Consider the following 20503-nt stretch of genomic DNA (forward strand, 5'->3'; position numbering starts at 1 on the left):
TCCAATGGATAACCTGCACTTTTACAAAATTAGTTCGATTAACGGACAGGCGTTTCGATGAAAACCAGCCTTGGCGGCGTGCCGCTGTTTCAGCTTTATGGCGAAAACCAGGCCTGGCCCGGCACCGACCTGTTGCACTGCGAGTCGATTCCCGCGCGTAGCCGCCTGCACCACTGGGAAATCAAGCCACACCAGCATGCCGACCTGTTCCAGTTGCTGTACGTCCAGCGCGGTCAGGCGCAGGTCGAGATCGAAGGCCAGCGCCGCCAGATCAGCGAGGCGGCGCTGCAAGTGGTGCCGCCACTCACCGTGCATGGCTTTCGATTCAGTGCCGACATCCAAGGCCACGTGCTGACCTTTGGCCCGGCCCTGGTGGCAGATGTGGAACAGCGCCTGGGGGCGCCACTGGCTGTGCTGACCGCGGCCGGGTGCTACCCGCTGGGCAGGGACCGTCACCACGTGCACGCACTGATCGCCACGCTGCAACAGGAGTACCAGGGCAATGCGCCGGCCCGTGGGGCGATGTTGCAGGCGCTGGTCACCGCGCTGATGGTGTGGATCGGCCGCCGCCAGCAACTGGGCCAGGCACCACGCAATCGTGACGAGCGTGATCAGCAGTTGCTCGGCCAGTATCTGCGCCTGGTCGAGGCGCATTATCGCGAGCATTTGTCGGTAGAGACGTTCGCCACGCGCTTGGGCATTACCAGCCTGCAGCTCAATCAGCTGTGTCGCGAGCTTACTGGCCAGAGCGCCTTGCAAGTGATTCATCAACGCCTGCTGCTCGAGGCGCGGCGCAGCCTGGTGTACACGCGCATGAGCATTGGCCAGCTGTCGGACAGCCTGGGGTTCAGTGACCCGACCTACTTTGCGCGGTTCTTCAAGCGCTTGAGTGGGGAAACGCCCAATGGCTACAGGCGCTCGCTGCAGGGCCACTGAATGGGTGATGGCTTGACGTAAACGTCAACCTGCCTTTAGCTTACTGCTATTCATCTTCCGAGCCCGAGCATGAGCAGCCAGACCTACAGTATCTCCGACCTGTCCCGCGAGCTGGACATCACCACCCGCGCCATCCGCTTCTACGAGGAGCAGGGTTTGCTCAGCCCCGAGCGTCGTGGCCTTGAGCGCATCTACACGGCGCGCGACAAGGTCACCCTCAAGCTCATCCTGCGCGGCAAGCGTATCGGCTTCTCGCTGGCCGAGTGTCGCGAACTGATCGAGCTGTACGACCCCAGCGGCGGCAACTTCAAGCAGCTCAATAGTATGCTTGCCAAGATCGCCGAACGCCGCGCCCAGCTTGAGCAGCAGATGCTCGACATCCAGCAGATGCACCTGGAGCTGGACACCGCTCAAGAGCGCTGCGAACAGGCCCTGGCCGCCACGCTCAATACCCCGCACAACGCCAACCGTTGATCCGCCACAGGAACCTTGCCATGTCATTGCCCAAGAACGTCCGCCTGGTCGAAGTCGGCCCGCGTGACGGCCTGCAAAACGAAGCCCAGCCGATCAGCGTCGCCGACAAGGTGCGCCTGGTCGATGACTTGACCGAGGCTGGCCTTCGCTACATTGAAGTCGGCAGTTTCGTCTCGCCCAAATGGGTGCCGCAAATGGCAGGCTCGGCCGAGGTGTTCGCCGCCATCCGCCAGCATCCAGGTGTTACCTACGCGGCCCTGGCGCCGAACTTGCGCGGTTTTGAAGATGCGCTGGCAGCTGGGGTAAAAGAGGTAGCGGTGTTTGCTGCTGCTTCCGAGGCCTTCTCCCAACGCAATATCAACTGCTCGATCAGCGCAAGCCTGCAGCGTTTCGAACCCATCATGGACGCGGCGCGCAGCCACGGCGTGCGCGTGCGCGGCTATGTTTCCTGCGTACTCGGCTGCCCTTATGAAGGCAAGGTCAGCGCCGAACAGGTCGCGCCGGTGGCCAAGGCGCTGCATGACATGGGCTGCTATGAGGTGTCGCTGGGGGACACTATCGGTACCGGCACCGCCGGTGACACTCGGCGTCTGTTCGAAGTGGTCGCCGCACAGGTGCCGCGTGAGCAACTGGCTGGACACTTCCATGACACCTACGGTCAGGCCCTGGCCAACGTCTACGCCAGCCTGCTCGAAGGCATCCAGGTGTTCGACAGCTCTGTGGCCGGCCTTGGCGGCTGCCCTTATGCCAAGGGTGCGACCGGCAACATCGCCACTGAAGACGTGTTGTACCTGTTGCAGGGCCTGGGCATCGAAACCGGTATCGACCTGGACAAGCTGATCGCCGCCGGTCAACGCATCAGCCAGGTGCTGGGCCGTGCCAACGGCTCGCGGGTGGCCCGGGCACGCAGCGCACAATGAGTCACACTAATGTCATCAATGTGTGGGCCTGGTGTTACCGCCCCCACACTTGCCAGCAATAAATCGGGTAACAGGGAAACATTTCGACAGATTTTCCCGAGCGCCGCTCATCACGAAAAACATCAAGCCTTTGATTTTAAAGGGTTTTACAAAGTTGGCACGGCACCTGCTTTATCTCTGGCATAACAAGAACAAAAACGAGACACCCAATAAAAACAACAGGTAACGGCTCTGACATAACAAGAACAACACGGCAGAGGCGTAGCAAGCAGATTTTTTTGGAGTAGACGTGCCTTCCAGGGGGTTTGCCCCGCGGCCTGACACAGAACAATAAAACTACCTTCAGGTAGCAACGGTCAGGATCGGATCAGTCATGATGAAAGCAGGTCAGCGCTCAAAAAAATACGTTTGCTCTTGACCCCGGATGGGGGTCGGCTCGCAACACCAAGACAGGCTTACAAAAACAACAAAAAGCCAGTCTTCAATAATAAAAAAAGAGCAGGCAGCAACGATTTGAGGGGAGCTTCGGCTCCCCTCAGTGCTTCTCACTGCCCTCCTCCTGCTGCTTCTCGTCGTTCTCGCCCTCGACCTTGTCTACCAACATCGGCATCGTCGCCAACACCAGCAGCGCCAGCACCGTGCTAATCAGCGCCGTCGCTTCACGCCCCATCCCGGCCGCCGTGCCAATCGCTGCGGTCATCCATAAACCCGCTGCGGTGGTCAGCCCTTTGACATGGCTGGTGTCCTTGCCATTGCCCTTGAGAATAGTCCCCGCGCCAAGAAAACCGATCCCCGCAACGATGCCCTGAATCACCCGGCTCAAGGCCTGCTCATCAGCCCCGGCCATGCTCGGTGCCAGCACGAACAACGCCGCGCCCATCGACACCAGCATGTGTGTACGCACCCCTGCCGACTTGCCCTTGTGCTCGCGCTCGAAACCCAGCACCGCGCCGAGCATCGCTGCCATCAGCAAGCGCAGGAGGATCCGCGTCACTTCTTCTTCGTTGGTGACATCGGCGAACTCGGCCTGCACGGTTTGCCAGATCTTTTCCCAGCCACTGTCCATCGAGACTCTCCGCTGCCAATCCACTAGAAGATTGACCTGCGCGCACCTGACTAAGTGCAATGCGCTCCGCTGGGCGGAACGATGCAGCAACCGGCGCGCCGCTGAGGTCACAACCAATGACCCCACCTGGAGGAACTCATCATGCCTGTCGAAGTGAACGAAAGTACCGGCCATTGCACCCTGATTGGCGATCATGTGCGCATTGAGGGCACAGGGCCCGAAGTCGAGATCTTCACCGATGAGCAGTTGCGCATGTCGGTCGCGGTGCTCGCCGGAGAGCGCGTGCCAATCACCGAAGCGGAGGCCGATGCGTTGACGGTGGTAGGTGCGGTGGATAGCCGCAGGCATCTGAAAGCCAGCGAGCCAGGCTCGGTAATCTGAGGGCTGGAGGGCCACTGCCGATAATCTGATACGGTTTTTATCACGCTAGCTGAGTCTGTGCTGAAAACAGACCGAGGGCCATAGTGCCCGGGTCCGATGAAGCCTGATGAGCAACGCGACATGAGCGAGAAAATTGCCTACCGAGTTATCGAAGTGACCCCGCCCGCCGTCAACAAGAGCAAAAGCCACAGCGACGGCGCTATCCACACCCGCAGCTTCACCGGCCTGTACCGCAACTTGCGCATCGGTTTTGCCGGCTTGCTGTTCGCCCTGTTCTTCGGCACAGCCTGGCTGAACTGGAACGGTCGTCAGGCGGTGCTGTGGGACTTGGCTGAAAGCAAGTTCCACATCTTTGGCACCACCTTCTGGCCGCAGGACTTCATCCTGCTGTCGGCGCTGCTGATCATCTGCGCCTTTGGCCTGTTCGCCATCACCGTGTTCGCCGGGCGCGTTTGGTGCGGCTACAGCTGCCCGCAAAGCACCTGGACCTGGCTGTACATGTGGTGTGAAAAGATCAGCGAGGGCGATCGCAACCAACGGATCAAGTTGGCAGCCGCGCCGTGGAGCCTGGAGAAAATCGGCCGACGCACGCTCAAACACACGCTGTGGCTGGCTATTGCGGTGATGACCGGGTTGACCTTCGTCGGCTACTTCACACCGATCCGGCCATTGGCCGCAGAGCTGTTCACCTTGCAGTTGGGCGGCGTCGCGCTGTTCTGGGTGCTGTTTTTCACCGGGGCTACCTACCTCAACGCAGGTTTTCTGCGCGAAGCGGTGTGCATGCACATGTGCCCGTACGCCCGCTTCCAGGCGGTGATGTTCGATAAAGACACCTTGGCCGTAGCCTACGATCCGGCCCGGGGCGAGTCGCGCGGCCCGCGCAAGAAAGGCAGCGACCCTCGCGCACAGAACCTCGGTGACTGCATCGACTGCACCCTGTGCGTGCAAGTCTGCCCTACCGGCATCGATATCCGCGAAGGCCTGCAGATGGCCTGCATTGGCTGCGCCGCCTGCATCGATGCCTGTGACGAGGTGATGGACAAGATGGGCTACGCCCGCGGACTGATCGGCTACAAGTCCGAGCACACCCTGCAAGGGGGTGTCACCCATTGGCTGCGCCCGCGCCTGCTCGGCTATGCCTGCGCGCTGGTGGTGATGATCGGCGCGCTGGGACTGGCCTTGCAGTGGCGACCGATGGTCTCGTTGGACGTGATCAAGGACCGCGGCCTGTTCCGCGAAAACGCCCAGGGGCAGATCGAGAACATCTACCTGCTCAAGGTCATCAACAAGACCCAACAAGCCCAACGCTACCACCTGCGCCTGGTGGATGCCGACGGCTTCGAGCTGCACGGCAAGACCGAGTTCACCATCGCTGCTGGCGAAATGAGTGAGATGCCAGTGTCGGTGGCCCTGCTTGCCGAGCGCCCGACCAGCAGCTCACAAGACCTGGTATTCCAGGTCCAGGACAGCGACCAAGCCGAGGTCAGCAGCACTGCGCGCAGCCGTTTCGTCGCGCCGTTGAACCGCTGATCCCTTACACTGACCCATTACCTTGCCTGCCAAAACATAATGAAACGTTACGAACGATTCGCCGATGACATTGCCGAACTGATCCGCTCCGGGGTGCTCGGCCCCGGCCAACGGGTACCCTCGGTGCGCTACGCCAGCCAGACCCACGGCGTCAGCCCCTCCACGGTGTTCCAGGCCTACTACCTGCTGGAGCGCCGCGGGCTGATCCGCGCCCGGCCGCGCTCAGGGTATTTCGTCAACGCCCATGCCCCACGCCAGTTCAGCGAGCCGCAAGCGTTGCAGCCGGTCAGCGAATCGACTGATGTCGACGTCAGCGGCCTGGTGTTTTCCATTCTCGATTCGATCAAGGATCCGCACACCATCCCGTTCGGCTCGGCTTTCCCCAGCCCCACCCTGTTTCCGCTACAACGCCTGGCGCGCTCGCTGGCCAGTGCCAGCCGCGCCATGGACCCACGCATGGTGGTCACCGACCTGTCGCCGGGCAACCCGCAGCTGCGCCGACAGATTGCCCTGCGCTACATGGTCGGCGGCCTGATGCTACCGATGGACGAGCTGCTGATCACCAATGGCGCCCTGGAGGCGCTGAACCTGTGCTTGCAGGCGGTGACCGAACCCGGCGACCTGGTCGCAATCGAGGCGCCCGCTTTCTATGCCTGCTTGCAGGTGCTGGAACGGCTCAAGCTCAAGGCGGTGGAGATCCCGGTACACCCACGCGAAGGCATGGACCTGGGCGTGCTGGCGCAAACCTTGGACAAGCACCCGGTCAAGGCCGTGTGGTGCATGACCAACTTCCAGAACCCGGTGGGCGCGAGCATGCCTGATGCCAAGAAACAGGAGCTGGTCGAACTGCTGCGCCGCCACCAGGTGCCGCTGATCGAGGACGATGTCTACGCCGAGCTGTACTACGCGCAGCAAGCACCAAAACCTGCCAAGGCCTACGATACCGAGGGGCTGGTGATGCACTGCGGCTCGTTCGCCAAAAGCCTGGCCCCGGGCTACCGCATCGGCTGGGTCGCGGCCGGGCGCTTTGCGCAGAAGATCGAACGGCTCAAGCTGATGACGTCGCTGTGCGCCTCGATGCCGGCCCAGGCGGCCATTGCCGACTACTTGCAACATGGCGGCTATGATCGCCATCTGCGCAAACTGCGCTACGCCCTGGAAGGCCAGCAGGCCAGCATGCTGGCGGCAATCGCCCGGCACTTTCCGGCGCAGACGCGCGTCAGTCAGCCCTCAGGGGGTTATTTCCTATGGCTGGAACTGCCCGAACAGATGGACGCGCTGAAACTGTTCCACCTGGCCCTGGCCCAAGGCATCAGCATCGCCCCCGGGCCGATCTTCTCGCCAACCGGGCGCTTCGCCAACTGCATCCGCCTGAACTATGGCAGCCCATGGGCGGACAGCTCGGAACAGGCCATGGAAACCCTGGGGCGTATCGTAAGGTCGTTCTAGCTTAAGGGGGTCGAGCAGGCTACAGTTGCGCCGTGATGCCTTGCGCAGGATGCCCGCATGCCCGACGCCGAACTGCACGCCTTGCGTCAGCAGCTACAAGCGCTTGAACGCCGCAACAGCGAACTCGAAGCACAACTGGCGCTCAGCCAGAACCTCGACGATGGCCTGTACCGCTTTTTGTTCGACACCATGGACGAAGGCTTTTGCATCATCGAGTTCTTCGATGGCCCCCACGGGCCATTGAGCGACTACGTGCACATCATGGCGAACGCCGCCTATGCCAAACATGCCGGGATTGCCAACGTGGTCGGGCAGAAGTTGCGTGAAATGGTGCCTGATGAGGCTGATGACTGGATTGCACGCTATCGGCCAGTGCTCTACAGCGGAAAACAGCTGCACTTCGAACAGGAGTTGATCGCCACCGGGCGCGTGCTATCGATTACCACGTTTCGTATCGAGCCTGCGCACAAGCGCCAAGTGGCCGTGCTGTTCAAGGATATTACCGAGCGTCACCGCGCCGAACACGCGCTGCAAGCATTGAATGCACAGCTTGAGCATCGCTCCAGCACAGCGCTGGCTGAACGGCGGCTATTCGCCGAGCTGGTCGATCACAGTATCGCCAATGTGCATGTAATCGATATGGGCCTACGCTGGCTGGCCATCAACCGAACAGCCAGGCTCGAGATTCTCCAGCTGTACGGCCGCGTTCCGCAGGTTGGCGACTACATGCCGGATGTCATGCGCGAGCACGCCATCGATAGTCAATTGATCCTACCGATGTGGCAACGGGCGTTGGCGGGTGAGCGCTTCACTGCGATCGAGGCCTTCGGCGAGGGAGCGCACCGACGCCATTTCGAACTGCATTTCCATGCCCTGCGCGATCAGGCCGGCGCTGTGCAAGGTGCCTATCTGTTTGCCTACGACATCAGTGAACGCATGGAAGACCAGCAACGCTTGCTGCAGGCCGAGCAAGCCCTGCGCCAAGCGCAAAAGATGGAAGCTGTGGGCCAACTCAGTGGCGGTATTGCCCATGACTTCAACAATCTGCTGGGAGGCATTCTCGGCGCTCACGAACTGATTCAACAACGCCTTGAAAAGGGCAGCTACGATGATTTGGCCCGTTTGCTGGAGACCGCCAACGGCTCTGCCCACCGCGCATGTGCCCTGGTCCATCGCTTGCTGGCCTTCTCACGCAAGCAAACCTTGCAACCCCAGCCTACCGACGTGGGCCGGTTGATCGATGGCATCGAGGAATTACTGCGCCGCAGCATCGGTCCAGGCATCGAATTGCGCAGCTGTTTCAGTCAAGAGCTGTGGCCAACCTTCATTGATCCGCCACAGCTGGAAAGCGCCTTGCTCAATCTCTGCATCAATGCCCGCGACGCCCTGCCCATGGGTGGGCTGATCACTGTACGAGGTGAGAACATCGCGCTTGATCATGATCGAGCCCGCCCGCTTGATCTGTATGCGGGTGATTATCTGTGCCTGGCAGTCGAAGACAACGGCCACGGGATGTCAACCGAAGTAGCGCAACGGGCCATCGACCCGTTTTTCACCACCAAACCGCTGGGCCAGGGTTCGGGCCTTGGGCTGTCGATGGTCTACGGTTTCGTGCGCCAATCGGGTGGCCAGTTGCGGATCGACTCGCATGCTGAACAAGGCACCTGTGTACGCCTGTTCCTGCCCCGACATGTCGCCCAGATACCACCCTTGCCCTCAACCGTCAGCACTGGCACACGCCCTGCCCCGGCGCAGGTTTCGCAGCAGATCATGCTGGTCGAAGACCAGGCCGCCATGCGCATGTTGCTGTGCGATGTGCTTGAGGAACTTGGTCATCAGGTGTATGTGTTCGAGTCAGGCGCGGCCGCTATCGAAGCACTTGCCCAGGGTATCCGCCCAGATCTGCTGATCAGTGACATAGGCCTGCCCGGTGGAATCAACGGTTACCAGGTGGCGAACGCCTGCAGGGACACGCTCCCGGATACCGCGATTCTGTTCATCACAGGGTATGAGCCGAGCACATTGACCGGCGGCAAGCCGCCAGCTGACGCGCAAATGCTGCTCAAACCTTTCGAGCTTGCCACACTAGCCGAACGGGTAAGCCAACTGTTGCAGGGCTGATTCAGACCTGCCTAGCTCGACCAACATAGGGATGGAGACACGGATGTCGACACAGACGTCTAGCGAACTGAACCACCTGCGCCAACAGCTGATGACCTTGCAGCGCGACAATGCCCGCCTCACCCGCGAAGCTGGGTTGTTTCGCGAGCGCATGCAGGAAGCCGAACGATACCGCTTCTTGTTCGAGACCATGGAAGAAGGCTTTTGCGTCATCCAGTTCATCGACGGCCCCAATGGGCCGATGAGCGACTATGTGCACCTGATGGCCAACCCGGCCTATTCGCGTCACGCTGGCCTGCCTGACGTGGTGGGGCGAACCTTGCGCCAGGTCATCCCGGACGAAGCCGAGGTTTGGCTCAAGCACTTCGGTGAGGTAGCGCGTACTGGTGAGCCGGTCTACTTCGAGCATGACCTGTACGCCACTGATCGCTGCCTGGCCCTCAGCGCGCTGCGCCTTGAACCCGCCGAGCAACGGCTGGTTGCAGTGATCTTTCGCGACGCGACTGCGCGTAAACGTGCCGAAAACGCCCTGCAGAAGCTCAACGAGCAGCTTGAGCAACGCGTCAACCAAGCGATGGCCGAGCGTATAAAAGCTGAAGAGGCCCTGCGCCAGGCACAAAAAATGGAGGCGGTCGGCCAACTCACCGGAGGCGTCGCCCATGACTTCAACAACCTGCTTGGCGGCATCCTCGGCGCACTGGAGCTGGCCCAAGCGCGGCTGGCGGACGAGCGCCCTGATGCCCTGCCTGAGCTATTGCACAGCGCCCACGGCGCGGCCCATCGTGCAGCCGCCCTGGTCCATCGACTGCTTGCCTTCTCCCGACGGCAGACGCTGCTACCGAGCCTGACGTGCGTCGCTGAATTGGTCGCCGGCATGCACGAGCTGATTGGCCGTAGCGTGGGCCCGCACATCCGTCTGCAAAACTGCTGCGCCGCTGACCTCTGGCCGGTACGCATCGATCCACCGCAACTGGAAAGCGCCCTGCTCAACCTCTGTATCAATGCCCGCGATGCCATGCCCGATGGCGGCGACATCGTCATTCGCTGCAACAATATCGAGCTGCTCGAGGCCCAGGCCAAATCACTCGATCTAGCTGCCGGGGCTTATCTTTGCCTAAGCGTGGAAGACAGCGGCCGAGGGATGTCGGCTCAGGTCGTGGCCCGCGCTGTCGAACCCTTTTTCACCACCAAGCCGCTGGGGCGCGGAACCGGGCTGGGCTTATCGATGGTGTATGGCTTCGTACGTCAATCAGGCGGTCAAATCCACATCGACTCCACGCTTGGCCAGGGTACCGTGGTGAAGCTGTTCATACCGCGTCATGTGCCGACGGCAGGGTCGCTTGCAGTGCAGCCTGAGCTTGTCTTGTGCACGACAAAGCCACCTGCCGCAGGTTGCCGGGTGGTTGTGGTAGAGGACGAAGCGGCGATGCGCCTGGTCATGGCCGAAATGCTGGAAGACCTGGGGCATCAAGTTGAGATGTTCGAGGATGGGCCAATTGCACTCAGTGGCCTGCAAGACACATCGCGCCCTGATCTGTTGGTCACTGACGTTGGCCTGCCGGGTGGGCTCAACGGCCGCCAGGTAGCTGACGCACTGCGGGCGCGCTATCCAGGGCTGAAAGTGCTGTTCGTCACCGGCTACGACGAAACCGCCGTGTTGAGCAATGGCGAGCTGGAGCCAGGCATGAGCGTACTGACCAAGCCATTCACCCTCCAAGCCCTGGCCGAACGGGTCGGCCAGATGCTTGAGCAGTGAGATAGCGTGCGCTCAGCGTCCGCCGCTGAGGTCGATAAAGCTGCCAGTGGAATAGGAAGCTTTGTCCGACAGCAGCCAAAGGATCGCCTCAGCCACCTCTTGCGGTTGGCCACCGCGGCCCATCGGCAGCCCAGGTTCGAGCTTGCTGACCCGCTCAGGATCGCCGCTCAGGGCATGAAAGCCGGTGTGGATGTAGCCCGGGCGCACGCCATTGACCCGCACGCCCTCGCCCGCCACTTCCTTGGCCAGGCCAATGGTGAAACTGTCCAAGGCGCCCTTGGAGGCGGCGTAGTCAACGTACTCGTTAGGCGAGCCCAGGCGCGCGGCCATCGATGACACGTTGACGATCGCCCCACCCTGACCGCCATGCCTGCGGGCCATGCGCAGCAGCGCATGCTTGGTGCACAGTATCGGCCCGACTACGTTGGTCTTCATCACTTTGAGCAGACGAAACTCGGACATTTCCTCGACCCGGCTCTGTTGACCAATAGTGCCGGCATTGTTGACCAATGCGCTGACTGGCCCCAGCTCCTGATCGACGCGGTGGAACAGCTGCACCACCTCGTCCTCGACGCTGGCATCGGCGCGCACGGCAATCGCCTCGGCGCCCAGCTCGCGGACCTGGGCCAGGATGCGCTCGGCAGCCTGGTCGTCCGCGTGGTAGTTGATGCAGATGCGATAGCCCTGTTGCGCAGCCAGCAGTGCTGTGGCGGCACCGATGCCACGGCTGGCACCGGTGATGACGATTACCTTGTCCATCCATTCCCCCTTGGAAATTGATGGCACAAGGCTAACGCCTGCCTCACTGGATTGACAACTAGTGCCCTGCCGAAGCCGGCGCCGCCTTGGCGGTGAACGGCGGTTTGGCGAACCACACCAGCAGGATCAACCCGGCAAATATCCAAGTCATCAGGGTGAAGTAGTCGACCGTCGACATCATGTAGGCCTGGCCATTGAGGATCTGCTCAAGCTGCGCATAGCTCTGCGGGCTGGCGCCGCCCAGCTGTTCCAGGGCGTGCCGGGTGGCCGGGTCGTACTGGCTGATGTGCTCGCTCAAGTAGGCATGGTGCTGGTCGGCGCGGCGAATCCAGATCCAGGTGGTCAAGGACGCGGCAAAGCTGCCGCCCAAGGTCCGCAGGAAGGTGGCCAGGCCCGAACCATCGGCAATTTGATGGGGCGGCAGGTCCGACAACAGGATGCTCAAGGTCGGCATGAAGAACAGCGCCACACCAATACCCATGAACAGCTGCACCAGGGCGATATGCTGGAAGTCCACCTCATTGGTGAAGCCTGCGCGCATGTAGCAGCTGGTGCCGATGGCCAGGAAAGCCAGGCCAGCCAGCACGCGCAAGTCGAAGCGGTGCGCGTACTTGCCGACAAACGGCGACATCACCACCGGCAGCAAGCCAATCGGCGCCACGGCCAGCCCAGCCCAGGTGGCGGTGTAACCCATCTGCGTCTGTAGCCACTGCGGCAAAATGAGGTTGATGCCGAAAAAGCCTGCATAACCGCCGACCAGCACCAGGGTGCCGATGCGGAAATTGCGGTGCGCGAACAGCCGCAGGTTGACCACCGGATGGCGGTCGGTCAGCTCCCAGATGATGAAGATCGCCAGGAAGACCAGCGAAATCAGGCTGCCGACGATGATGAACGACGACTCGAACCAGTCCAGGTCGTTGCCCTTGTCCAGCACAACCTGCAATGCACCAACGCCGATGATCAAGGTGATCAGGCCGATGTAGTCCATCGGCTGGCGGCTGGTCACCACGGGCCGACTACGCATCTGCTGACGCACCACGGCGGCGGCGAACAGGCCGATCGGCACGTTGATGAAGAAGATCCACGGCCAGCTATAACTGTCGGTGATCCAGCCGCCGAGAATCGGCCCGGCAATCGGCGCTACCACCGTGACCATGGCCAATAACGCCAAGGCCATCCCTCGTTTGGCAGGCGGATAAACCGCAATCAGCAGGGTCTGGGTCATCGGGTACAGGGGGCCGGCGACCACCCCCTGGAGCACGCGAAAGCCCACCAACTCCGGCATCGACTGGGCAATGCCACACAGGAACGACGCCACCACGAACAGCAGCGTGGCCCAGATGAACAGCTTCACTTCACCGAAACGCCGGCTCAGCCAGCCAGTCAGCGGCAAGGCGATGGCGTTGCTCACGGCAAACGAGGTGATGACCCAGGTGCCCTGCTCGTAACTGACCCCCAGGTTGCCCGAGATGGTCGGCAAGGCAACGTTGGCGATGGTGGTGTCGAGCACCTGCATGAAGGTCGCCAGCGACAGGCCGATGGTGGTCAACAGCAGGCTCGGCGGGGTGAACTGCGCGGGCGCTGGGTTGCTCATCGCTGGGCCGTCTTGCCGCTGGCGCTGTTGTCATGGATCAGCCGGGCGATCAGGTGGTCGGCCTCGACCAGCTGGCGGTCGTACACCTGGGTGGTGTAGCTGGCCTGCTGCGGTGGCTGCTGGGCCAGGGCCGGGCCGCTCTGGTCGTGCAGGTCGACCTCGACCAGGGTGGACAGGCCGATGCGCAGCGGATGCTCCTTGAGCTGCTCGGGATTGAGGTGAATACGCACTGGCACCCGCTGGACGATCTTGATCCAGTTGCCGGTGGCGTTCTGCGCAGGCAACAAGGCAAAGGCGCTGCCGGTACCGGCGCCGAGGCTGTCGATGGTGCCGGTGTACTTGACCTCGCTGCCGTACAAGTCGGCGCTGATTTCCACCGGCTGGCCAATGCGCATCTGGCGCAGTTGGGTTTCCTTGAAGTTGGCATCGATCCACACCTGATCCAGGGGAATCACGGCCATGGTCGCCGTGCCCGGTTGCAGGCGCTGGCCCAATTGCACGGTGCGCTTGGCCACGTAGCCAGTGACCGGCGCCACCAGGATGGTGCGGGCGTGGTCCAGATAGGCCTGGCGCAGGTCAGCCGCCGCCGCCATCACCTCAGGGTGCGAGGAGACCACCGTGTCGTCGATCAGCGCAGTGCTGGTATTGAGCTGCTGACGGGCGTTGTCCAGCGCGCTTTGCGCCGAGGTCAGGTCATCGTGGGCATGGGAGATTTCTTCGGCAGCAATCGCCCCGCTGTCAGCCAGTACCTTGCGTCGATTGTAATTGTCACGGGCCTTTTTCAGCTCGGCCGTACGGCTCTGCAACTGGGCCTTGAGCGCATCGACATTGCTGTACAGCCCACGCACCTCGCGCACGGTGCGCGCCAGTTTGGCTTCAGCGGCCTGCAAGGCCACCTCGCTGTCGGCCGGGTCGAACTGCAGCAGTACCTGGCCGGCATGCACCAGGTCGCCGTCATCGGCGCCGATGCTGGTCACCGTGCCGGTGACCAGTGGGGTGATTTCCACCACGTTGCCGTTGACATAGGCGTCGTCGGTGCTTTCGTGCCAGCGCCCGACCAGGCTGTACCAGGCCCAGGTGCCAGCACCGGCAAGGATCACCAACAGCAGCAAAGCGAGCAGCCACGCCTTGCGCTTGCCTGAGCCCTGGGCTGGCGAGGTGGATGGAGAGGTGTCCGTGGGAGTGGCCATGACAATACCTTGGATAATGCGTAACAGGGATCAACGATCGCCAAAGCGGCGGATCGTCAGGGGGTCGCCAGCGCTGAGCAGCACCTTGGCCAGTAGGCCTTCAAGGGTCTTGAGCTCTTCGGGCTGCAGCACACCGACCAGCTCGTTCATCGCCGCCGCGCCGATCTCAGGCAGGCGGTCGGCCAGCCGTTGACCATCAGCGGTCAAGGCCAGGCGCACTTGGCGCCGATCATCCGGGCAGCGGTTGCGCAGGATCAGGCCTTTGTGTTCGAGGCGATCGAGCATGCGCGTCATCGAACCGCTATCCAGGCCCAGGTAGCGACACAGCTCGGCTGGGGTGTCGACCTGATACTGGGTGACGATGATCAGCACCTTGAATTGCGCGGCGGTGACCCCCTCGCTCTCCAGGTGCCAGTCGAGGATGCGGTCCTTGAGGATCGCGGCGCGGCCCAGCAGCATGCCGATGGCGCAGGTCTGGAAGTTTTCCGGGTTGAAATGAGACATCGGCAGCCGCTCGGACAATTGTGTGAAAATATTACTGCCTAGGCAGTGAATGTCAAAGCTTTGATTAGCGGGCTATGTAAATTAGCCTTCATGTCTGCCAGTTAGTTCACTTCAATTGCGCCCAGCCCCAGCGCCTGCACCTGGCCACAGGCAATCGCCATCCCCACCAGCTGCGCCAGACTGCTGGCCTGCATGCGCTTCATCACCCGTCCTCGATACAGATCGACGGTTTTCACGCTAACCCCCAATTGCTCGGCGACTTGCCGATTGCTCAGGCCTTGCACCAGCGGGATGAACACGTCGCGCTCACGTGGCGTCATGCCGTCGATACGGGCCTGAATGGCGGCCAACTCAAGACTGCCCTGCTGCGCCTGACGCGCGTGGCTCAATGCCGCTTGGACGCTGTCGAGCAACAGCTGCTCGTTGTAGGGCTTTTCGATGAAGTCGCAGGCACCAGCCTTGAACCCCCGTACCACGATCGGTACATCGGCATGGCCGCTGACAAAGATCACCGGCATCAGTACCCCGCGATCACGCAACGCCTGCTGGACCGCCAGGCCGCCCGGGCCAGGCATCCGCACATCGAGCAGGACGCAGGCCGGCTCATCGCCTGCACAGGCATCCAGAAACGCCTGGCCACTGCTGAATGGCAACGCCTGCAACCCCACCGACTCGAGCAACCAGACGGTCGAATCGAGCATGCCCAGATCATCATCGACCACATAAACCTTCGCCTGCATCACTGCCCTGCCCTTCAAAGTTTGATCGCCGCCAAGCGGCAGCACAGCACCAAGCCGCCCGCCTCCCCCAAGCGCGCCTGCAGGCTGCCGCCAAAGCCTTCAATAAGGCTGCGGCTCATACTCAGGCCCAGGCCCAGACCGTCAGCCTTGCTGGTGGTGAACGGGGTAAAAATATCATCCAGGCGCTCGCAGGCCACGCCCGGCCCTTGATCGCTGACCTCGACCTGCAGCCAGTCGCCCTCGCGGCGCGCCGCCAGGACGATACGCGACGGCTGGCCCCGACGCTGCTCACGGTTGGCGTCGATGGCGTTGCGCAGCAGGTTGAGCAGTACCTGCTCCAGCAGCACCCGGTCGGCGTATACCTGGGGCAAGGTGCTGGGCAGGCGCAGCTCGATCTCGACCTGATCGCGGTCCGCCTCCCACGCGCATAGACGCACCGCTTCGCCGGCGATATCGGCGATCGCCAGCGCCTGCAGGCGACGTGGCCCCTTGCGCAGAAAAGCGCGCAAGCGGCGGATCACCTCGGCGGCGTGGGTCGCCTGCGCAACGATGCGTTGCAAGCCCTGGCCGACCCGATCCCGAGCCTGTAGGTCATGCTCCACCGCGTGCAGGTAACGCTGGCTGGCGTTGGCGTAATTGACCACTGCGGCGAGCGGCTGATTGATTTCGTGGGCAATGCCTGAGGCTAGCTCGCCCAGGGTCGCCAGCCGGGCACTGTGCGCCAGGTTCTGCTGGGCCTCGATGCGCAGGCTGATGTCGCGAGAGACACTGACGATCTCCACCACCGCCCCGGTATAGGTTTCGCGAATCGCCCGGCTGGCGATCTCGAACCAGCGATAGCCGCCATCGGCGTGACGCACGCGGCAGGTCATGAGGTGATAGCCATCCGCGTCCAACGCCGCAGCCGCCTGACGCAGCGCCTGGCGGCGCTCGTGCGGGTGCAGCAGGTTGCGCACCGGAGTGCCGCGCAACTGCTCTGGCCACACCCCAAGCAGGCGAAAGGCCGCTGGCGTGGCATCGAGAAAGCGCCCGTCCGGGCTGTGCCGGGAGATCAGGTCGGTGGTGTTCTCGGTAATCAGGCGGTACAGCCGGCGCGATTGATTGGCTTCGCGCGCGGCGTGGCGCTCCTCGCTGGCATCGCGACAGCGCGCCAAGACCTGCTGGCCACGGGCATCGGGGATGAAGGTCCAGAGCAAGATCCGCTGGCCAACCTGCGCCTCGACCTCGGCAATCGCCCGGTCTTGGCGCAGGCAAGCGCGAACCAGCGCTGCACAATTGGCCGGCAGCCACTGCGCCAGCGCCGGCCCTTGGGCAATCATCGCCTGCAAGGCGCGATTGGCACTGATCAATTGAGCGTTGGCCGCTAGCAGCGCGCTGGGCTGCGGGTCTTTGGCCAGCAACGGTGATGAGGTGTGGTCCACGGCTTGGGCTCGCTTTTTATAGTATTTCTACCATATTGCTATAGTCGATCTTCCAGCTAACATAGCGGTTCGCGTAAAAATGCGACAGGGCTAGCGAGCCATTTTTCGCTGCCCCTTCCCTGATCAGAGCTAACAATCAGCCACCGGGAGCCCAGCGCACAGGCTGCGCCTACCTCCCACACAGGACCACCGCATGTCGATATTCTCCCAGGGCCTGATGCCCGCTGCTGTCAATCATGTTCCCCTCACCCCGCTGAGCTTCATCGAGCGCACCGCCTCGGTCTACGGCCAATACCCGGCCGTGATCCACGGCGCTATCCGGCGCAACTGGCAGCAGACCTATCAGCGCTGCCGACGCCTGGCCAGTGCCCTGGCCGAGCGCGGCATCGGCCAGGGCGACACCGTTGCGGTGATGCTGCCGAACATCCCGGCGATGCTTGAAGCGCATTTTGCCGTGCCCATGCTCGGCGCGGTGCTCAACACCCTCAACGTGCGCCTGGACGCCGAAGCCATTGCCTTCATGCTGGAACATGGCGAAGCCAAGGTGCTGATCGCTGACCGCGAGTTTCACGCGGTGATCCACGGCGCCCTGGCGCTGCTGGCCCAGCCCCCCCTGGTGGTCGACGTCGACGATCCGGAATACGGCGAAGGCCAACCGGTCAGTGACCTGGACTATGAAGCGCTGCTGGCCGAGGGTGACCCTGAGTTCGCCTGGCAGTGGCCTGAGGACGAATGGCAGGCCATTTCGCTGAACTACACCTCCGGTACCACCGGCAACCCCAAAGGCGTGGTCTACCACCACCGCGGCGCCTACCTCAACGCTATCGGCAACCAGATGACCTGGGCGATGGGCAACCATCCGGTGTACCTGTGGACCTTGCCGATGTTCCACTGCAACGGCTGGTGCTACCCGTGGACCGTCACTGCCTTGGCCGGCACCCATGTGTTCCTGCGTCGGGTCGATCCGCAAAAGATCCTCACCCTGATCCGCGAACACCGCGTCAGCCACCTGTGCGGTGCGCCGATCGTGCTCAACGCGCTGGTGAATATGCCGGATACCGCCAAGGCCGCCATCGAGCACCCGGTGCAGGCGATGGTGGCCGGTGCGGCACCACCGGCCAAGGTGATCGGCGCGGTCGAGGAAATGGGCATCGCGGTCACCCACGTCTACGGCCTGACCGAGGTCTATGGCCCGGTCACGGTGTGCGCCTGGCACGCCGAATGGGACCAGCAGCCGCTGGCGGAGCGTGCACGCATCAAGTCGCGCCAGGGCGTGCGTTACCCCACCCTGGAAGGCTTGATGGTGGCCGACTCGCAGACCCTGCAGCCAGTACCGCGTGACGGCAACACCCTGGGCGAGATCTTCATGCGCGGCAACACGGTGATGAAGGGCTACCTGAAAAACCCCGAAGCCACCGCCGAGGCCTTCCGCGGCGGCTGGTTCCACACCGGCGACCTGGCGGTGTGGCATGCCGACGGTTACGTCGAGATCAAAGACCGCCTCAAGGACATCATCATCTCCGGTGGCGAGAACATCTCCACCATCGAAGTCGAAGACACCCTGTACAAGCACCCCGCCGTGCTCGAAGCCGCAGTGGTCGCCCGCCCGGATGAGAAATGGGGCGAGACCCCGTGCGCCTTCGTCGCCCTCAAGCAAGGCCATGGCGCCACCCGCGAAGCAGAGATCATCGCCTGGTGCCGCGAGCACCTGGCGGCCTTCAAGGTGCCCAAGACCGTGCTGTTCGGCGAGCTGCCGAAGACCTCCACCGGCAAGATCCAGAAATACCTGCTGCGCGACCGGGCCAAGGCCCTCTGAACCGACGAGCTTCGATATGACCGACTACAACGCTCCACTGCGCGACATGCGCTTCGTGCTTCATGACGTGTTCCATGGCCCTGCCCTGTGGGCGCGCCTGCCGGCCCTGGCCGAGCGGGTCGATGCCGACACCGCCGACGCCATCCTCGAAGAGGCGGCGAAGATCACCGGCCAATTGATCGCCCCGCTCAGCCGCAACGGCGATGAGCAAGGGGTGCGCTTCGATGCGGGCCAGGTCAGCACCCCAGACGGCTTTCGCGAGAGTTGGCACACCTACCGCGAAGGCGGCTGGGTCGGCTTGGGCGGTAATCCTGACTATGACGGCATGGGCATGCCGAAGATGCTCGGGGTGCTGTTCGAAGAGATGATGTACGCCGCCGACAGCAGCTTCAGCCTGTATTCGGCCTTGAGTGCCGGGAGCTGCCTGGCGATCGATGCGCATGCCAGCGAAGCGCTCAAGGCCGCTTACCTGCCAAAGCTGTACAGCGGCCAATGGGCCGGCACCATGTGCCTGACCGAACCCCACGCCGGCACCGACCTGGGGCTGATCCGCACCCGCGCCGAACCGCAGGCCGATGGCAGCTACCAGATCAGCGGCAGCAAGATCTTCATCACCGGCGGCGAGCAGGACCTGACTGAAAACATCGTCCACCTGGTCCTGGCGAAATTGCCCGACGCCCCCGCAGGCGCCAAAGGTATTTCACTGTTTCTGGTGCCCAAGTTCTTGCCCGAGGCCGATGGCAGCCTAGGCGCACGCAATGGCGCTCACTGCGGCTCGATCGAGCACAAGATGGGCATCAAGGCCTCGGCCACCTGCGTGATGAACTTCGATGCCGCCACCGGCTTTCTGGTAGGCGAGCCGAACAAGGGCCTGGCGGCGATGTTCACCATGATGAACTACGAGCGCCTGTCGATTGGCATCCAGGGCATTGGCTGCGCCGAGGCGTCCTACCAGAACGCCGCACGCTACGCCAACGAGCGCCTGCAAAGCCGCGCCGCCAGCGGCGCGCAAGCCCAGCAGCGGATCGCCGACCCGATCATCGCCCATGGCGATGTGCGGCGCATGCTGTTGACCATGCGCAGCCTCACCGAAGGCGGTCGCGCCTTTGCCACTTACGTGGGCCAGCAGCTGGACCTGGCGCGTTATGCCGAGGATGCCGGTGAGCGTGAGCATGCCCAGCGCCTGGTCGCCCTGCTGACGCCAGTGGCCAAGGCCTTCTTCACCGACAACGGCCTGGAGAGCTGCGTGCTCGGCCAGCAGGTGTTCGGCGGCCATGGCTACATTCGCGAGTGGGGTCAGGAGCAGTTGGTGCGCGATGTGCGCATTGCCCAGATCTATGAAGGCACCAATGGTATCCAGGCGCTGGATCTGCTGGGGCGCAAGGTGGTGGCCGATGGCGGCCAGGGGCTAGCAGCCTTTGCCGCCGAAATTCGCGCGTTCGCGGTCGATGCGCCCGTGCATCGCGAAGCGTTGCTCGAGGCCTTGGTGCGACTGGAGAACACCACCCGCTGGTTGCTGGCCGGGGTGGCCAGCGACGCCAACCTGATCAGTGCCACGGCGGTGGAATACCTGCACCTGTTTGGGCTGACGGCCTATGCCTACATGTGGGCGCGGATGGCCGCGGTAGCGCAGGCCAAATTGGCTGAAGATGCCGAGTTCTGCGGGGCCAAGCTTGCCTGTGCGGCGTTCTTCTTCGAACGAATCTTGCCGCGGGGGTTGGCGCTGGAGGCCAGTGTGCGGGCGGGGAGTTCGAGTTTGTATGGGATGGAGGCAGGCCAGTTCTAGGTTGAATCATCCGGCCTTATCGCGCGACACGTCGCAGCGATAGGGCCGGAATCGACAAAC

At 62.7% G+C, this 20503-nt stretch carries 17 protein-coding genes; 10 read left to right on the top strand and 7 right to left on the bottom strand.

Annotation, left to right across the window (positions count from 1 at the left end):
- Positions 1 to 57: 57 nt before the first annotated feature.
- The 3 genes from AAZU54_RS02310 (at position 58) to AAZU54_RS02320 (ending at position 2330) form a co-directional block, all read left to right on the top strand.
- Entirely contained in the window at positions 58 to 936 is an 879-nt protein-coding gene (locus AAZU54_RS02310; RefSeq protein WP_434726459.1) for a helix-turn-helix domain-containing protein, read from the top strand.
- A gap of 69 nt (positions 937 to 1005) precedes the next feature.
- Positions 1006 to 1410, top strand: coding sequence for a MerR family transcriptional regulator (locus tag AAZU54_RS02315; protein WP_186553409.1), 405 nt, complete (start codon positions 1006 to 1008; stop codon positions 1408 to 1410).
- Positions 1411 to 1430: 20 nt separating this feature from the next.
- Positions 1431 to 2330: a hydroxymethylglutaryl-CoA lyase gene (locus AAZU54_RS02320; protein ID WP_312154882.1), complete on the top strand. Its 900-nt coding sequence runs from the start codon at positions 1431 to 1433 to the stop codon at positions 2328 to 2330.
- A gap of 535 nt (positions 2331 to 2865) precedes the next feature.
- On the opposite strand, the gene AAZU54_RS02325 is transcribed toward AAZU54_RS02320, so the two are convergent.
- Positions 2866 to 3396: an MgtC/SapB family protein gene (locus tag AAZU54_RS02325; RefSeq protein WP_186553411.1), complete on the bottom strand. Its 531-nt coding sequence runs from the start codon at positions 3394 to 3396 to the stop codon at positions 2866 to 2868.
- A gap of 141 nt (positions 3397 to 3537) precedes the next feature.
- On the opposite strand from AAZU54_RS02325, the gene AAZU54_RS02330 reads away from it, so the two are divergent.
- The 5 genes from AAZU54_RS02330 to AAZU54_RS02350 all read left to right on the top strand — a co-directional run bounded on the left by AAZU54_RS02330 (position 3538) and on the right by AAZU54_RS02350 (position 10633).
- Positions 3538 to 3777 (top strand): DUF3203 family protein, encoded by a 240-nt coding sequence (locus AAZU54_RS02330; RefSeq protein ID WP_264234481.1) that lies wholly within the window; start codon positions 3538 to 3540, stop codon positions 3775 to 3777.
- Positions 3778 to 3897: 120 nt separating this feature from the next.
- A complete protein-coding gene (gene ccoG / locus AAZU54_RS02335) occupies positions 3898 to 5307 on the top strand; it encodes a cytochrome c oxidase accessory protein CcoG (protein WP_434726460.1) in 1410 nt (469 codons plus the stop codon).
- Positions 5308 to 5346: 39 nt separating this feature from the next.
- The gene (gene mapR, locus AAZU54_RS02340) at positions 5347 to 6756 is read left to right on the top strand and encodes a GntR family transcriptional regulator MpaR (protein WP_428625731.1); all 1410 of its coding nucleotides are present in this window, start codon (positions 5347 to 5349) and stop codon (positions 6754 to 6756) included.
- A 57-nt stretch (positions 6757 to 6813) separates the two neighbouring features.
- The gene (locus AAZU54_RS02345) at positions 6814 to 8877 is read left to right on the top strand and encodes a PAS domain-containing protein (protein ID WP_434726461.1); all 2064 of its coding nucleotides are present in this window, start codon (positions 6814 to 6816) and stop codon (positions 8875 to 8877) included.
- Positions 8878 to 8920: 43 nt separating this feature from the next.
- The gene (locus tag AAZU54_RS02350; RefSeq protein WP_186553416.1) at positions 8921 to 10633 is read left to right on the top strand and encodes an ATP-binding protein; all 1713 of its coding nucleotides are present in this window, start codon (positions 8921 to 8923) and stop codon (positions 10631 to 10633) included.
- A gap of 12 nt (positions 10634 to 10645) precedes the next feature.
- On the opposite strand, the gene AAZU54_RS02355 is transcribed toward AAZU54_RS02350, so the two are convergent.
- The 6 genes from AAZU54_RS02355 to AAZU54_RS02380 all read right to left on the bottom strand — a co-directional run bounded on the left by AAZU54_RS02355 (position 10646) and on the right by AAZU54_RS02380 (position 16841).
- Positions 10646 to 11392: an SDR family oxidoreductase gene (locus AAZU54_RS02355; RefSeq protein ID WP_186553417.1), complete on the bottom strand. Its 747-nt coding sequence runs from the start codon at positions 11390 to 11392 to the stop codon at positions 10646 to 10648.
- Between the two features lie 58 nt (positions 11393 to 11450).
- Positions 11451 to 12986 carry a DHA2 family efflux MFS transporter permease subunit gene (locus tag AAZU54_RS02360; RefSeq protein WP_186553418.1) on the bottom strand — a complete coding sequence of 512 codons (1536 nt, stop codon included), beginning with the start codon at positions 12984 to 12986 and terminating at the stop codon, positions 11451 to 11453.
- Positions 12983 to 14176: an HlyD family efflux transporter periplasmic adaptor subunit gene (locus AAZU54_RS02365; RefSeq protein WP_186553419.1), complete on the bottom strand. Its 1194-nt coding sequence runs from the start codon at positions 14174 to 14176 to the stop codon at positions 12983 to 12985. Before AAZU54_RS02365 ends, AAZU54_RS02360 begins: the two co-directional genes overlap by 4 nt.
- Before the next feature lie 30 nt (positions 14177 to 14206).
- A complete protein-coding gene (locus AAZU54_RS02370; protein ID WP_186553420.1) occupies positions 14207 to 14680 on the bottom strand; it encodes a MarR family winged helix-turn-helix transcriptional regulator in 474 nt (157 codons plus the stop codon).
- Between the two features lie 101 nt (positions 14681 to 14781).
- A complete protein-coding gene (locus AAZU54_RS02375; RefSeq protein ID WP_434726462.1) occupies positions 14782 to 15420 on the bottom strand; it encodes a response regulator transcription factor in 639 nt (212 codons plus the stop codon).
- A 14-nt stretch (positions 15421 to 15434) separates the two neighbouring features.
- Positions 15435 to 16841, bottom strand: coding sequence for a sensor histidine kinase (locus AAZU54_RS02380; protein ID WP_434726463.1), 1407 nt, complete (start codon positions 16839 to 16841; stop codon positions 15435 to 15437).
- Between the two features lie 193 nt (positions 16842 to 17034).
- Between AAZU54_RS02380 and AAZU54_RS02385 the strand changes: the two genes are divergently transcribed.
- Positions 17035 to 18657, top strand: coding sequence for an acyl-CoA synthetase (locus AAZU54_RS02385; protein WP_186553423.1), 1623 nt, complete (start codon positions 17035 to 17037; stop codon positions 18655 to 18657).
- Between the two features lie 16 nt (positions 18658 to 18673).
- A complete protein-coding gene (locus AAZU54_RS02390; protein ID WP_434726464.1) occupies positions 18674 to 20443 on the top strand; it encodes an acyl-CoA dehydrogenase C-terminal domain-containing protein in 1770 nt (589 codons plus the stop codon).
- The last annotated feature ends 60 nt before the right edge of the window (positions 20444 to 20503 follow it).

This window comes from Pseudomonas sp. Je.1.5.c (assembly GCF_051129895.1).
Classification (GTDB): Bacteria; Pseudomonadota; Gammaproteobacteria; order Pseudomonadales; family Pseudomonadaceae; genus Aquipseudomonas; species Aquipseudomonas urmiensis.